Annotated in this window: 16 protein-coding genes; 7 read left to right on the top strand and 9 right to left on the bottom strand. The window is 59.7% G+C overall.

The features are described 5' to 3' along the window. Positions 1 to 3: 3 nt before the first annotated feature. Positions 4 to 387 carry a hypothetical protein gene (locus JOE33_RS14365; RefSeq protein WP_025991015.1) on the bottom strand — a complete coding sequence of 128 codons (384 nt, stop codon included), beginning with the start codon at positions 385 to 387 and terminating at the stop codon, positions 4 to 6. Between the two features lie 140 nt (positions 388 to 527). Here JOE33_RS14365 and zigA point away from each other — a divergent pair, with 140 nt between their 5' ends. After that, positions 528 to 1,736 (top strand): zinc metallochaperone GTPase ZigA, encoded by a 1,209-nt coding sequence (zigA, locus tag JOE33_RS14370; RefSeq protein ID WP_187625363.1) that lies wholly within the window; start codon positions 528 to 530, stop codon positions 1,734 to 1,736. Then, positions 1,736 to 2,386: a DUF1826 domain-containing protein gene (locus JOE33_RS14375; RefSeq protein ID WP_054993360.1), complete on the top strand. Its 651-nt coding sequence runs from the start codon at positions 1,736 to 1,738 to the stop codon at positions 2,384 to 2,386. Before zigA ends, JOE33_RS14375 begins: the two co-directional genes overlap by 1 nt. Before the next feature lie 2 nt (positions 2,387 to 2,388). Here JOE33_RS14375 and JOE33_RS14380 read toward each other — a convergent pair whose 3' ends face one another. Next, the gene (locus tag JOE33_RS14380; RefSeq protein WP_187625364.1) at positions 2,389 to 2,763 is read right to left on the bottom strand and encodes an NADH:ubiquinone oxidoreductase; all 375 of its coding nucleotides are present in this window, start codon (positions 2,761 to 2,763) and stop codon (positions 2,389 to 2,391) included. A 52-nt stretch (positions 2,764 to 2,815) separates the two neighbouring features. Here JOE33_RS14380 and JOE33_RS14385 point away from each other — a divergent pair, with 52 nt between their 5' ends. After that, positions 2,816 to 3,787, top strand: a complete 972-nt coding sequence (locus JOE33_RS14385; RefSeq protein ID WP_187625365.1) for a CobW family GTP-binding protein — start codon at positions 2,816 to 2,818, stop codon at positions 3,785 to 3,787. 136 nt (positions 3,788 to 3,923) lie between these two features. Here the strand turns inward: JOE33_RS14385 and JOE33_RS14390 are convergent, their stop codons facing one another. Next, positions 3,924 to 4,316 (bottom strand): DUF3301 domain-containing protein, encoded by a 393-nt coding sequence (locus JOE33_RS14390; RefSeq protein WP_096102616.1) that lies wholly within the window; start codon positions 4,314 to 4,316, stop codon positions 3,924 to 3,926. 118 nt (positions 4,317 to 4,434) lie between these two features. Here JOE33_RS14390 and pdxY point away from each other — a divergent pair, with 118 nt between their 5' ends. After that, positions 4,435 to 5,301: a pyridoxal kinase PdxY gene (gene pdxY, locus JOE33_RS14395; protein ID WP_010434070.1), complete on the top strand. Its 867-nt coding sequence runs from the start codon at positions 4,435 to 4,437 to the stop codon at positions 5,299 to 5,301. Positions 5,302 to 5,348: 47 nt separating this feature from the next. On the opposite strand, the gene JOE33_RS14400 is transcribed toward pdxY, so the two are convergent. Then, positions 5,349 to 5,834: an acyl-CoA thioesterase gene (locus JOE33_RS14400; RefSeq protein ID WP_003316052.1), complete on the bottom strand. Its 486-nt coding sequence runs from the start codon at positions 5,832 to 5,834 to the stop codon at positions 5,349 to 5,351. 95 nt (positions 5,835 to 5,929) lie between these two features. Then, a complete protein-coding gene (locus tag JOE33_RS14405) occupies positions 5,930 to 6,130 on the bottom strand; it encodes a hypothetical protein (protein ID WP_187625366.1) in 201 nt (66 codons plus the stop codon). Between JOE33_RS14405 and JOE33_RS14410 the strand changes: the two genes are divergently transcribed. After that, positions 6,129 to 7,892 carry a cation:proton antiporter gene (locus JOE33_RS14410; RefSeq protein ID WP_187625367.1) on the top strand — a complete coding sequence of 588 codons (1,764 nt, stop codon included), beginning with the start codon at positions 6,129 to 6,131 and terminating at the stop codon, positions 7,890 to 7,892. The two genes, JOE33_RS14405 and JOE33_RS14410, sit on opposite strands and share 2 nt — an antisense overlap. A 37-nt stretch (positions 7,893 to 7,929) precedes the next feature. Here JOE33_RS14410 and JOE33_RS14415 read toward each other — a convergent pair whose 3' ends face one another. The 3 genes from JOE33_RS14415 to uvrD all read right to left on the bottom strand — a co-directional run bounded on the left by JOE33_RS14415 (position 7,930) and on the right by uvrD (position 11,695). Further along, a complete protein-coding gene (locus JOE33_RS14415; protein ID WP_007252280.1) occupies positions 7,930 to 8,337 on the bottom strand; it encodes an SMI1/KNR4 family protein in 408 nt (135 codons plus the stop codon). Positions 8,338 to 8,468: 131 nt separating this feature from the next. Beyond that, complete coding sequence (locus tag JOE33_RS14420; RefSeq protein WP_010434080.1) at positions 8,469 to 9,311, bottom strand: Tim44 domain-containing protein; 843 nt, start codon at positions 9,309 to 9,311, stop codon at positions 8,469 to 8,471. A gap of 200 nt (positions 9,312 to 9,511) precedes the next feature. Beyond that, on the bottom strand, positions 9,512 to 11,695 hold the full coding sequence (uvrD, locus tag JOE33_RS14425; RefSeq protein WP_003367943.1) for a DNA helicase II: 2,184 nt from the start codon (positions 11,693 to 11,695) through the stop codon (positions 9,512 to 9,514). A gap of 308 nt (positions 11,696 to 12,003) precedes the next feature. Between uvrD and hexR the strand changes: the two genes are divergently transcribed. Beyond that, positions 12,004 to 12,870, top strand: coding sequence for a transcriptional regulator HexR (hexR, locus tag JOE33_RS14430; RefSeq protein ID WP_003401299.1), 867 nt, complete (start codon positions 12,004 to 12,006; stop codon positions 12,868 to 12,870). A 144-nt stretch (positions 12,871 to 13,014) separates the two neighbouring features. Beyond that, positions 13,015 to 13,200, top strand: coding sequence for a hypothetical protein (locus JOE33_RS14435; protein WP_003316061.1), 186 nt, complete (start codon positions 13,015 to 13,017; stop codon positions 13,198 to 13,200). Here the strand turns inward: JOE33_RS14435 and JOE33_RS14440 are convergent. After that, the gene (locus tag JOE33_RS14440; RefSeq protein ID WP_010434084.1) at positions 13,154 to 14,104 is read right to left on the bottom strand and encodes a LysR family transcriptional regulator; all 951 of its coding nucleotides are present in this window, start codon (positions 14,102 to 14,104) and stop codon (positions 13,154 to 13,156) included. The genes JOE33_RS14435 and JOE33_RS14440 overlap by 47 nt on opposite strands. Between the last annotated feature and the right edge of the window lie 75 nt (positions 14,105 to 14,179).

Consider the following 14,179-nt stretch of genomic DNA (forward strand, 5'->3'; position numbering starts at 1 on the left):
GGCTCAGCGGCAGCCGTTCAAGCGGCTGCAGGTGATCTTGCTGCGTGTGCCGCTTGAGCTGGATACCCGGGTGATTGTCGTCCAGCCCACACGCTGCACAGTGCCTATCCAAGTCTCGCCATCAGATGCCAGCCCGGTAAAAAACGTCAACTGGCCATAGCGGCTGTTGGTCTGCGCCCAGCGGCGCTTGTCGAGTACCTCGTACCCCTTCAACCAGGTCGTTGATCCGGCGGTGGCCACGCTGTAGATATTGCCTTGAGCATCGCTGCACGCCAGCAGCGTCGCGCTGCGCGTACAGGTGGCGAGATCGGCGGAGGGTCTTGGTGGTGCAGCTATCAAATGCGCGCTGATCAGCATTGCCAGCAAACCTGTTAAAACCTGTCTCATGAAGATCCCTTCACCAAGGCCATAGCTATTTCAGGTTGTTATAATATAACATCCTATTGTGATTAGAGTTGGCTGCCTGAGGGATTCGTCGCAGCCGACATGAACAAGGTTCAAACCTTGCAGCTGCCTGGAGAATCCTGATGACAAATCTTCTACCCGTTACCGTCCTGTCCGGCTTTCTCGGGGCCGGTAAAAGCACTCTACTCAATTATGTGCTGCGCAACCGTGAAAACCTGCGGGTTGCGGTGATCGTCAACGACATGAGCGAGATCAACATCGACGGCAGCGAAGTTCAGCGTGATGTCAGCCTGAACCGTGCCGAAGAAAAGCTGATCGAGATGAGCAATGGCTGCATCTGCTGCACCCTGCGCGAGGATCTGCTCGAAGAGGTCAGCCGCCTGGCTCAGGACGGTCGCTTTGATTACTTATTGATCGAATCCACGGGCATCTCCGAACCGCTGCCCGTGGCGGAAACCTTCACGTTTCGCGACGAGGCCGGCAAAAGCCTGATGGACCTGGCACGCCTGGACACCATGGTCACCGTAGTCGATGGCGTGAACTTCCTGCTTGATTACGAGGCGGCGGACGGCTTGTCCACACGTGGTGAAACCCTGGGTGAAGACGATGATCGCTCGATCACCGACCTGCTGATCGAGCAGATCGAGTTTGCCGACGTCATCCTGCTCAGCAAGATTGATCTGATCAGTTCCAGTGAACGTGAAGAGCTGATGGCGATCCTCAAGCGCCTCAACCCGGAGGCCGAGATTGTGCCGATGGTGATGGGCCAGGTGCCGTTGGCGACGATTCTCAACACCGGGCGTTTCGACTTTCAGCGCGCTTCCCAGGCACCGGGCTGGCTCAAGGAAATGCGCGGCGAACACACGCCGGAAACCGAAGAATACGGCATTGCGTCAACCGCCTATCGTGCTCGCCGTCCGTTTCATCCGGAGCGCTTTTTCGATTTCATCAATCGCCCCTGGAGTAACGGCAAGCTGCTGCGCTCAAAAGGCTTCTTCTGGCTGGCCAGCAAGCACAAGGATGCGGGCAGCTGGTCGCAGGCAGGCGGCTTGATGCGCCATGGCTTTGCCGGGCGCTGGTGGCGTTTCGTGAACCGCGAAAGCTGGCCCGAGGACAAGGAAAGCGTCAAATCCATTCTGGAGAACTGGACGAGTGAAACCGGCGACTGTCGGCAGGAGCTGGTGTTCATCGGCCAGAATATCGATTTTGCGCGGCTGACCGCCGAGCTGGACAACTGCCTGCTCACTGATGCGGAGATGGCGGCGGGTGTCGAGCGTTGGCGTGCGCTGGCCGATCCGTTTGGCGATTGGTACGAAGAGGTGGCCGCCTGATGCTGGCTTATCGTTTTAAACCTGAAACCGCAGTCCGGCAGGCGCAGGGTGTTACGCCCGACGTGTTGGGCGAGATTCTGCAGGACGGCGTCAACCTTGCGCTCTGGCAGCGTCAATTGCCTGCGCACATAGAGGATTTCGGTGCCTTGCTCCTGTCGATGGACGAGCCTCTAGCCGAGTCCATGACCCTGGAAGTGCAGGGCGGTGAGGTCGAGCCTGACTTGAGCACGCTGGCATCGGGCTATTCCGATCTGCAGGGCTATCAGGGGTTCGTTGCCGACGTTTCCTGGCTGGTAGGCGCCTATGCCTGCCTGCTGGGCGCCGAATGCGTTGGCCTGCGCCTGCGGGTGCTCGACAAGGCCATGTGCCCGCGCTTCCATGTCGACCACGTGCCGGTACGTCTCATCACCACTTACGGCGGGGTTGGCAGTCAGTGGCTGCATGAAGGGGTGATGGATCGCAAACAACTGGGGCGTCTGGACGCCGAGCCGACGGACGCTGCCCATATCCAGCAGATCAATAGTGGTGAAGTGGCGCTGCTCAAGGGCGAGCGCTGGCACGGCAATGAAGGTTTCGGCCTGATCCATCGCTCGCCGCAATTGCTGCGCAACGAGCGCAGGTTGATTCTGACGCTGGACTGGCTGGCCTGAGGTCAGTCAGGGGTAATCCACTGCCCCTTGCTCTGGCCTTCGCAGAAGGGCTTGAGGTACAGCGCGTCACCGGCGACGCCGTAATAGTGGATGTGCTCGCGATACGGCATATTGGCAACCTGCGCATTGCGGCAGACACCAAACGCACCTGCCGGACATTGTTGCGAGTAGCTGGTCTCGGTCTTCTGCCCGGCCAGTTGCGGCTGGCAGAAGCTGTCGTGAAACAGGTTTGTCGGGATGTTGATATTTTCCTGGCAGACCTTCACGTCGAGCCTTTCGGCCTGGCTGTGGACCAGACACGCTTCAGCCCACGCCGAACTGGAAGACACCGTCAGCAGCATCAACGCCAGGCGGGCAGACAGCCGGATTACTTGCATCGTTATCCTTCCTTGCTCTTCAATGAACCACGCATTCGCCAAAAGTGATTCCATGCTGCAAAACATACCGACGCATGTCATCGGTGGCCCGCTGGGCGCCGGCAAGACCAGCCTGATCAAGCGCCTGCTGGCGCAGAAACCTGCCCATGAGCGCTGGGCCATACTGATCAACGAGTTCGGGCAGATCGGCCTGGACGCCGCGCTGCTGACCGTGGATGCCGATGGTATCGCACTTGGCGAAGTGGCTGGCGGCTGCCTGTGCTGCGTCAATGGCGTGCCATTCCAGATCGGCCTGGGTCGTTTACTGCGCAAGGCCCGGCCGGACCGTCTGTTGATCGAGCCTTCGGGACTGGGTCATCCAGCACAACTGATGACGCAATTGCGCGAAGCTCCGTGGCGCGGCGTCTTGGATGTCCAGCCCGGCATTGTGGTGCTGGACGCGCAGGCAATGCTCGCCGGACAACCGTTGCCGAACACTCAGCAGGAAGCACTGGCGCATGCAGGGCTAGTGGTCATGAACAAGTCCGAGCAGCTGGATGACGCCTCTCGCCAGGCATTGGCCGAACAGTTGCTGCCGCACACCTTGATCTGGACCCGTCACGGGGAGTTGCCCCTGAGCCGCGTGCCGGGGTTCGCCAGCGGCACCGCTGTGGATAAACAGGCTGTGGATAAGCTGATGCTGCCCAACGGCGCCGGCCACATGCCTGCGCTATGGACCGACCGTAAAGTGCCGATCTGCCTGAGTCAGGTCAGTGCTGACGGCTGGAGCATCGGCTGGCGCTGGCATCCCTCGCAGCGCTTCGACCTGCAGCGCATTCTGCACTGGCTGGAAAGCCTTGCGTGGCGGCGGGCGAAAATGGTTATCCACAGCGAGGGCGGCTGGTATTCCGGCAACGTGGTCGACGGGGCTCCGTTGGCCTGGCAAATCAGCGAATGGCGTCAGGACTCACGCCTGGAATTGATCTTTTCCACACCGCAGGCTGTGGATAAGTTGCAGGCGCAGATGGCGGAGTGTCTGGCGTGACTGGTGCCAGTTGGCAGCTGAGGGCAGGACGCAGAGCGTCCGGAACGGCATGCCAACGCGGAGCATTGGCACGCTAGTCAGTCAGGTTTACGCATGGGCATGAGCGCTGAATCGCCGCAACGAGAGCCGTGCGCGGCTACTGCTTCCATTTCTGATGCGATTGACGCCATTCGCTCATCTGAATAACTTCAGCGCTGGGCGGTGGTGTTTTGATTTCAAACGGGTAGGGTGCCAGTTCGATTTGCGCAGTGTGCGCGCCGAACATTGTGATCGTGCCTGGGTGACGTTGCTCGCCGGTCACCGTGAACTCGAAGCCATACACGCGGGCCAGACGTTTGCGGCCCTGAGCGTCGCGGGCAAAGGTCAGGCGGCGCAGGGCAACCGCGTCGTCCAGCAGTTGCAGCTCAAGGCGTGCGCAGTGATGCTTGACGCGTGCCAGCGCCTTTTCGCGCAGACCATGGGCGTGCCACCACCAGGCCGCGGCGCTCGCGAACAGCATCAGCACGAAGATGTTTCCCAGGGTCAGCATGACAGAGTGCTCCAGCGTAGGAGTCGTCAGCTTAACTGTCCTGAGTGATTTACAGCCATACTGCGCGACTTATATTTCTCATTATTGCATTTGCATCGTGTTCAGGATTCCGCCCCCCATGAAACGTACGCCTCATTTGCTCGCTATCCAGTCCCATGTGGTATTCGGCCACGCCGGCAACAGCGCAGCGGTGTTCCCGATGCAGCGTATCGGGGTCAACGTCTGGCCGCTCAACACGGTGCAGTTCTCCAACCACACGCAATACAAGCAGTGGACCGGCGAAGTACTGGCCCCGCAACAGATTCCTGCGCTAATCGACGGGATTGCCGCCATCGGCGAGCTGGGCAACTGCGACGCGGTGCTGTCGGGGTATCTGGGCAGTGCGGCGCAGGGCAGGGCGATTCTCACGGGCGTGGCACGCATCAAGGCGGCCAATCCGAAAGCGCTGTACCTGTGCGACCCGGTGATGGGCCATCCTGAAAAAGGCTGCATCGTAGCGCCCGAAGTCAGTGATTTCCTGCTGCAGGAAGCGGCGGCCATGGCGGACTTCATGTGCCCCAATCAACTGGAACTGGACAGCTTCTCGGGGCGCAAGCCCGAATCGCTGCACGACTGCCTGGCGATGGCGCGGGCCTTGCTGGCGCGTGGTCCCAGGGCGGTTGTGGTGAAACACCTTGATTACCCCGGCAAGGCCGCCGATGGCTTTGAAATGCTGCTGGTCACCGCCGAGGCCAGCTGGCACTTGCGTCGCCCGTTACTGGCGTTTCCGCGGCAGCCGGTCGGCGTGGGCGACCTGACCTCCGGTTTGTTTCTGTCGCGTGTTCTGCTGGGCGACGATCTGGTTGCCGCGTTCGAGTTCGCCGCGGCCGCCGTCCACGAAGTGCTGCTGGAAACCCAGGCCTGTGGCAGCTACGAGCTGGAACTGGTGCGCGCTCAGGATCGCATCGCGCATCCGCGGGTCAGGTTCGACGCTGTGCGGCTGTAAACCCGGCTGCCACTGACGACTCGGGCATTCGTGCCCGAGTCCGCTTCTTACAACGCCTCTTCCTTGATGTCCTGATAACGCTTTTCCAGTTCCTGACGAATCTGGCGGCGTTGCTGCGCCTGGATGAAACGCCGCTTGGCGTCGGCGGATTCTGGCTCCAGGGGCGGGACGCTGGCGGGCTTGCGATTGTCGTCCACGGCAACCATGGTGAAGAAGCAGCTGTTGGAGTGACGTACCGAGCGCTCGCGGATGTTTTCGGTGACCACTTTGATGCCCACCTCCATGGACGTGTTGCCGGTGTAATTGACCGAGGCGAGAAAGGTCACCAGTTCGCCGACATGCACCGGCTCACGGAAAATCACCTGGTCTACCGACAGCGTCACCACATAGCGCCCGGCGTAGCGACTGGCACACGCGTAGGCCACTTCGTCCAGGTACTTGAGCAATGTGCCGCCGTGTACGTTGCCAGAGAAGTTGGCCATGTCCGGGGTCATCAATACAGTCATCGACAGCTGGGCGTTTCCGGGTTCCATAGCGTACTCACACGGTCAAGGTATTCAAGGGGCGCCTATGCTGGCGCTCAAGGGGGCTTGCGACAGTTATCGGGACGCTGGCCAGCAGGCGGCCGTCACGCGTCATAACTATCTGTTTCCATATATTGCACCGCCTTTATGTCGAAGGGGGCGGTGTTAACCTGCAAAAACCTGTGGATCGGGTTTTTTCCTGCGTCTTTATCGGATTTTAGTGACGAAAAGGATAGCTGTCGCCCTGAGAGCACGGCGATATCGGCTTGCAACATCATCATCATCACAAGGAGCTTCGCCACCATGCATGCCATCAATTTCATTCAGGATCTGGCAGTGATCATGCTGGTGGCCGGTGTGGTGACCATTCTGTTCCATCGCCTCAGGCAGCCGGTTGTACTCGGCTATATCGTTGCCGGGTTCATCATCGGCCCGCACACCCCGCCATTCAGTCTGATCCACGACGAAGACACCATCAAAACTCTGGCCGAGCTGGGGGTGATCTTCCTGATGTTCTGCCTCGGGCTGGAGTTCAGCCTGCGCAAGTTATTCAAGGTCGGCGCCACAGCGTTCATCGCGGCGTTTCTGGAAATTGCCCTGATGATCTGGATCGGTTACGAGATCGGGCAGTTCTTTGGCTGGAAAACCATGGATTCGCTGTTTCTCGGCGCGATTCTGGCGATTTCCTCAACCACCATCATCGTCAAGGCGCTCAACGACCTGAAGATGAAAAACCAGCGCTTTGCCCAGTTGATCTTCGGCGTGTTGATCGTGGAAGACATCCTCGGCATCGGCATTATCGCGCTGCTGTCCGGTATCGCGGTCAGCGGCTCGGTCAGCTCCGGAGAAGTGTTTTCCACTGTGGGCAAGCTGTCGCTGTTCATGATTGTGGCGCTGGTGGTCGGCATCCTTGTGGTGCCTCGATTGCTGTCCTATGTTGCCAGATTCGAGAGCAACGAGATGCTGCTGATCACCGTGCTGGGCCTGTGTTTCGGCTTCTGCCTGCTGGTGGTCAAGCTGGAATACAGCATGGTACTGGGCGCCTTCCTGATCGGCGCGATCATGGCCGAGTCGCGTGAGCTGCTGAAGATCGAGCGTCTGATCGAACCGGTTCGCGACATGTTCAGCGCGATCTTTTTCGTCGCCATCGGTTTGATGATCGATCCGGGCATCCTGCTGCAATACGCCTGGCCGATCGCCGTCATTACCGTTGCCGTGGTGCTGGGCAAGATGTTGTCCTGCGGCCTGGGCGCCTTCATCGCAGGCAACGATGGTCGTACCTCGCTGCGCGTGGGCATGGGACTGTCACAGATTGGCGAGTTTTCCTTCATCATCGCGGCGCTGGGCATGACCCTGCAGGTCACCAGCGACTTTCTGTACCCGGTGGCAGTCGCCGTATCCGCCATCACCACCTTGCTGACACCGTACCTGATTCGCGGCGCAGACCCGTTGTCGCTCAAGCTGGCAGCGATCATGCCCCGGCGTGTTGCACGGGTGTTCGGCATGTACGGCGAGTGGCTGCGCAGCATTCAGCCGCAAGGGCAGAGTGCAGTGCTTGCCGGGATGATCAGACGGATTCTCTTGCAGGTCGGCGTCAACCTGGCGCTGGTGATGGCGATCTTTTTCAGCGGTGGCTATTTTGCCGAGCGTCTTGGTTGCTACATGAGCGAATGGGTAGGCGATGTCAGCCATCAGAAAGCCTGGATCTGCGGCGCCGCATTGTTGCTGTCACTGCCTTTTCTGATCGCCGCATACCGCAAGCTCAAGGCGCTGTCGATGCTGCTGGCGGAAATGGGCGTGAAACCCGAGATGGCGGGCCGTCATACCGTGCGCGTGCGCAAGGTCGTGGCCGAGGTGATTCCATTGTTATCGCTGGTGGTGATTTTCGTGATGCTGGCGGCGTTGTCGGCAAGCATTCTGCCGGCCAACGAACTGCTGCTGGTGGTGGCTCTAGTTGTTGCGCTTGTCGCTGCATTGCTGTGGCGCTGGCTGATTCGTGTTCATACACGGATGCAGATTGCGTTACTTGAGACGCTGGGGAATCATCCGGAATCCCCCGGGCATTAGCGCCCGGAGATCCTTCAAACGCGCGCGGCGGGGTGTCTCAGCTTTCCAGCCAGACATCCCGAGCCCAGTGCCAGACCGATTCCCAGCTGTCTTCGGTGACCAGTTCTTCTTCGGCGGACCACAGCAATACAGTGCCGTCTTCCTCGACGCAGTAGTAGTCGTCACCGTCCTGACAGATCGGGATAAGCTCGCGTGGTACGCCCAGATCCCAGGCGGTTGCACACACTTCCGGAAGGTAGGTGTGTGACTGCGGATCGGTTACGGTGACGGGTTCAAGGCTGCCATACACCACATCGCTGACTGTCAGGAGAAATTCCTTGAAGACAAACGGAATGTTGATGAACAGCTGTTCCTCGATCTCGACCAGTTGGTCTTCGTCAGGCAGCTCAAGCGGAACCGGAACCGGTTCATTTGCTTCACGCAGTTGTTCAATGACTTCTTCCACGACACAGATCCTCTCACTTGATGGCGCGGGTTATACAGTAGCGTAAAGCCTTTCTCAAAATAACTATCCGAACGGATAAACAAAAAACCCCGGATATGTCCGGGGTTCTGAACGCGAGAACGGGTTCTGGTTCAACCGTTCTGGCGAATTCCTGCCACCAGCCAGGGCTGGTTATCGCCTTGCGGGCGTTCCATGTTCCAGCTTTCGCTGAACACTTCGCCCTGGTCGAAACGCGACGTCTTGGACACGCCCGAGAACGTCAGGGTGGCGATGGTCTTGTCGGCCCGATCATCCACACCATCCAGTTGAACCTGAAGGTTTTCGATGTAGGTCGACTGGAAGCCGTCGCCCAGGTCCGCACGTTCCTTTTTCAGGAATTGCAGCATTTGCGGGGTGACGAACTCGGCGATCTTGTCCATCTCGTTGGCGTCCCAGTGCTGCTGCAGCGACTGGAAGTGGCCGCGAGCAGCGTCCAGGAAGCGCTGTTCATCGAACCAGGCAGGTGCGTTGATCACGGGCGCAGCGGAGGCCGGGGAAGAACTGCCGAAGACCGGGTTCTGCGCAGGCTGGCTGGTTTCGCGCTGATACGGAGCACCGGCAGCAGCCATCTTCGGCTGTTGCTGCTGACGACGACGCGCAATGAAGCGGAAGATCAGGAAGGCGATGAGGCCCATGATCAGGATGTCGAACAGTTGCAGGCCGTTGAAGCCGTCACCCATGAACATCGACGCGAGCAGGCCACCGGCAGCGATACCGGCCAATGGGCCCAGCCAGCGCGAAGCACCGCTTGCCGCAGGGGCAGGACGACCCGCAGCGTTAGGCGCTGCCGCAGGTGTGGAAGGCGCAGCCTGACGTGTCTGATGCGTAGGCGCCGAGCCCATGCTCTTGCCACCACCGAAACGCGCGGCGTTCACATCCAGGCTCATGGTGAGCCCGATGCACAGCGCCATCGCGATGCTTAGAAAACGTTGCATAAGGGTATTCCCGTTTTGTGATTGCACGCGCGCCATGTTGCACAGCAGATGGCAACATGACCAGCGCGTTAGTGTTTCGGACTTTTACATAAACAGCGTAGGACTTTTCTACGCGCTTCGTAAGATGTGCACGAGGATTATCGTTCCTCACGCTAGCGTGGGAACGATAGTCAGGGACGTATGGGCGATGATTGACCGGCCTACAACGGCACCAGTTTCGCGTAGCCCATCATCAGCCACTTGCTGCCCTCGGGGAAGTTGACCTGCACCCGCGCCTGAGCGCCGGCGCCTTCGAAGTTGAGGATCACGCCTTCGCCGAACACCGCATGCTGGACGCGCTGGCCCATGGTGAACTCGGTTTCCGGAATACCGGTACCGTTGAACAGGCTGCTGCTGTTGAATTTCGGCGTGCCGCCGAACGGACGGTTGACGCTGTTCGACAGCCGGACTTCCTGAATCAGCGCAGGCGGAATCTCGCGTACGAAGCGAGAGACCTTGTTGTAGGTTTCGCTGCCGTACAGACGACGCGTCTCGGCGTAGGTCATCACCAGCTGTTTCATGGCGCGGGTGATACCGACATAGGCCAGACGCCGCTCCTCTTCAAGACGGCCCGGCTCTTCCAGACTCATCTTGTGCGGGAACAGGCCTTCTTCCATGCCCACCAGAAACACGTGCGGGAACTCCAGACCCTTGGCGCTGTGCAGGGTCATCAGCTGAATGCTGTCTTCATGCTCCTGCGCCTGGGTGTCGCCCGCTTCCAGGGAGGCATGGCCCAGGAACGCGGCCAGTGGCGTCAGGTCTTCTTCGCTTTCGTGATTCTCGAAAGCGCGGGCAGCGCTGACCAGTTCCTCGAGGTTTTCTACCCGCGCCTGACCTTTCTCGCCTTTTTCCTGCTCGTGATAGGTAATCAGCCCGGACTGTTCGATCACCGTCTGGGTCATCAGGTGCAGCGGCATTTCCATGACCTTGGCCGCGAGGTTCTCGATCAGCTCGATGAAGCCGCCCAAGGCAGTGGCGGCGCGCCCGGTCAGGCCCTTGTTGGCAACCAGCAGACGCATGGCTTCCCACATGGAGACGTCGGCATGCCGTGCATGCTCGCGAATCGCTTCGACGGTCTTTTCGCCGATGCCGCGCGCCGGAACGTTGATCACCCGCTCCAGTGCCGCATCGTTGCCGCGGCCTTCCAGCAAGCGCATGTAGGCCATGGCATTCTTGATCTCGGCGCGTTCGAAGAAGCGCTGCCCGCCGTAGATGCGATAAGGAATACGCTCGCGCAGCAGCGCTTCTTCGAGCACTCGCGACTGGGCGTTGGAGCGGTACAGAATGGCGATATCGTTGCGCGAAATACCGGTCTTCAGAGCGCTCTCGATGGTCTCGACCACGTAGCGCGCCTCATCGTGCTCGTTGAACGCGGCGTACAGATTGATCAGCTCGCCATCGCCGACGTCGGTCCACAGTTCCTTGCCCAGGCGACCACTGTTATTGATGATCAAGCCGTTGGCGGCCTTGAGGATGCTCGCCGTGGAGCGGTAGTTCTGCTCCAGGCGGATGACTTCGGTGTCCGGGAAGTCCGAGGAATACTGATGGATGTTCTCGATCTTCGCGCCACGCCAGCCGTAAATGGACTGATCGTCGTCGCCGACCACCATCAGGCTGTCGCCCCCCTGGGCGAGCAGGCGCAGCCACGCGTACTGCACGGCGTTGGTGTCCTGGAACTCGTCCACCAGAACGTGGCGGAAGCGGCGCTGATAATGCGCCAGCAAGCCCGGGTTATCGCGCCACAGGTCGAGTGCGCGCAGCAGCAGTTCGGAGAAGTCGATGACGCCGGCCCGCTGGCAGGCGATCTCGTAGGCTTCGTAGACGCTTTTCATGGTGGTCAGGAACAGGTCGCCGCTGGCCTGAATATGTTTCGGGCGCAGGCCTTCGTCTTTCTGACCATTGATGAACCACTGGGCCTGACGTGCAGGCCAGCGTTGTTCGTCCAGACCCAGCTCGCGCATCACGCGCTTTACCAGACGCTGCTGGTCATCGCTGTCGAGGATCTGGAAGGTCTGTACCAGCCCGGCTTCCTGCCAGTGTGCACGTAGCAGGCGGTGGGCCAGACCGTGGAAGGTGCCCACCCACATGCCCGCCGGGCTGATGCCCATCAACTGCTCGATACGGTGGCGCATCTCGGCGGCAGCCTTGTTGGTGAACGTCACCGAGAGGACCGAATGCGGGGAGGCTTGCTCGACCTGCATCAGCCATGCGATGCGATGCACCAGCACACGGGTTTTGCCGGAGCCAGCACCAGCCAGGACCAACTGACGACCCAGAGAGGCGGCTACGGCCTGACGCTGGGCATCGTTGAGGGAATTCAGAAGAAGAGAGAGATCATCGCGCATCCGCGCATTCTAGGGTGCTGCGCCATGACGGGCAAACCATGCTTTGCGTCAGGCAATAAAAATGGCGGGGGCGCTGACGACCGGTCGTCGCCTGTTGCCGGGAGCGAATGCGTTGCGTCTACCTTTACCTGTGAGCAGGCAGGGCCTGAAAGGCGATTTGGCCTAATGTAGGATTATTCCCACAATTGCCGCCGATAACGCCCGCACGGCACGTTCCAGCTTCGTTTAACTGGGCGGCTGGCGGGTCATGTAGTATAACTACAAGAAAGCTACAGCCCAGCCCATCTCTCTTTTGCCGAGTCTGCCCCTTGAATCTGCTGCAACACATCGCCCAGTCACGTAATTTGCTGCGCAAATCGGAGCTCAAGGTAGCCGACCATGTGCTGCTCGACCCCGCGGCCGTGATGCACAGTTCCATGGCAGACCTGGCGCACAGTGTCGGTATCAGCGAGCCGACCATCGTGCGTTTCTGCCGGGCCATTGGCTGCACCGGGTTTCAGGACCTCAAGCTCAAGCTGGCGCAGAGCCTCGCGGCAGGTGCAAGTTTTGGGCAGTTTGCGATTCACGAAGACGATTCGGTTGCCGACTACAGCCTGAAGATTTTCGACACCACGCTGCACACGCTCATGGAAGTGCGCGAAAACCTCGACCCCCATGCGTTGCAACTGGCAGTCACGGCCATGGCCGGGGCCAACCGTGTCGAGTTCTACGGGTTCGGCGCGTCCGGCGCAGTCGCCGCCGATGCGCAGCACAAGTTCTTTCGTCTGCTGCTGACCGCAGCGGCGTATTCCGATCCGCACATGCAGGCAATGTCGGCCGTCACGCTCAAGCCGACGGATGTTGCGGTGTGCATTTCGCAGTCAGGCCGTTCCAAGGATTTGCTGATCACCGCCAACCTGGTCCGCGAAAGCGGCGCGACGCTGATCACCTTGTGCCCCAGTCAGACACCGCTGGCCGAGCTGTCATCGGTCAATCTGGCCATCGATGTGCACGAAGACACCGAAATCTACACGCCGCTGACTTCCCGCATTGCACATCTTGTAGTCATTGACGTGCTGGCAATGGGCGTTGCCATGGCTCGCGGCCCCGGTCTGGTCAACCACCTCAAGAGCGTCAAGCGCAGTCTGCGCGGCTTGCGTCTGTCGCCAAAGTCGATCAAGACGCACGAAGACTGAGCCGATCCCGTTACATCAAGTTTCATCGATCTGTCATGTGTCCGCCGCCTGATTGTCACTGTCACGCTCCATTCTGGTGCTCCCACAAAACGTATTGGGAGACAGGATATGGCTCGGCATTACGATGATTTACCTACCAGCACCGTGAAAACCCGCCGTCAGCAGGAAGATCAACGTCGCATGGAGTTTCGTCGGGCAATTGAAAGCTATAGCGAGGCACGTCAGCTCAATCAGGAGCTGTGTGACTACATGGATGGCATGGATAACGCTGTTTGGCAGACGATCAAGTTGCCCGCGGTCGACCGTCGAAACGCTCGACAAGCTGGCTGATCTGCGCACGTTCGGTACGGATGAACGCAAGAAAGGCATGTGCTACCGGTGAAAGGCGTTTGTCACCGGCCTGAGCCACGCACCAGCTTCGATACAGCGGTAACTCCGCCACGGGCAGCTCCACCAGAGCGCCTGTGGCGAGCTCCTGGCACACCGCGTGCCGGGTCAGCATCGCCAGGCCCAGCCCGGCTACCACGCATTCACGTTGTGCTTCGCTGGAGGATACTTCCAGCGTCTGCGTGAAATGCACGCGCTTCTCCTTGAAGAACTCCTCGCAGGCCCGACGCGTACCCGACCCTGTTTCCCGGGTCAGCAGGGGCCATGGCTCCAGGTCTTTCAGGCTGAGCGTCTCACGGCTGCTCAGCGGATGGTCAGGCGGGGCCACGGCGACAATCGGGTTATTCAGGAAGGGCAAGAACTCCAGTCCCATGTCCAGTGGCACTGCCGACATCACCACAAGATCGTCGCGGTTATCCGACAAGCGCCTGATGACTTGCGCGCGATTGACCACCATCAGGCTCAGGCTGACTTCCGGGTGCTGGCGCTTGAAGGCGGCGAACAGGTGAGGGATGAAGTACTTGCAGCTCGATTCGACGGCCAGCTTCAACTGGCCTTGCAGCGAGCCCTGCATGTCGGAAAGCTGCATGTCGAGGCTTTCCAGGCGCCCGAAAATATCCCGGCTGGCCTGTTGCAGCGCTTGCGCCGCTTCAGTCAGGTAGAGCTTTTTGCTGACGTACTCGAACAGCGGCTGGCCGATCAGCTCTTCGAGCTGCCGAATCTGCAGGCTGACAGCGGGTTGCGTCAGCGACATCTCTTCGGCCGCGCGGCTGTATGAGCGCAGATCGCACACTTCATTGAAAATGCGCAGCTGACGCAATGTCATACGCATCAATGACTTACGCATTTATAAAGGCTCCGCGATCTGACTGGAGCGCCAACTATAAGCTTTTACTTATGCACCTCCCAATTTTTACTCATT

Source organism: Pseudomonas sp. PvP027, from assembly GCF_017833005.1.
Taxonomy (GTDB): domain Bacteria; phylum Pseudomonadota; class Gammaproteobacteria; order Pseudomonadales; family Pseudomonadaceae; genus Aquipseudomonas; species Aquipseudomonas congelans.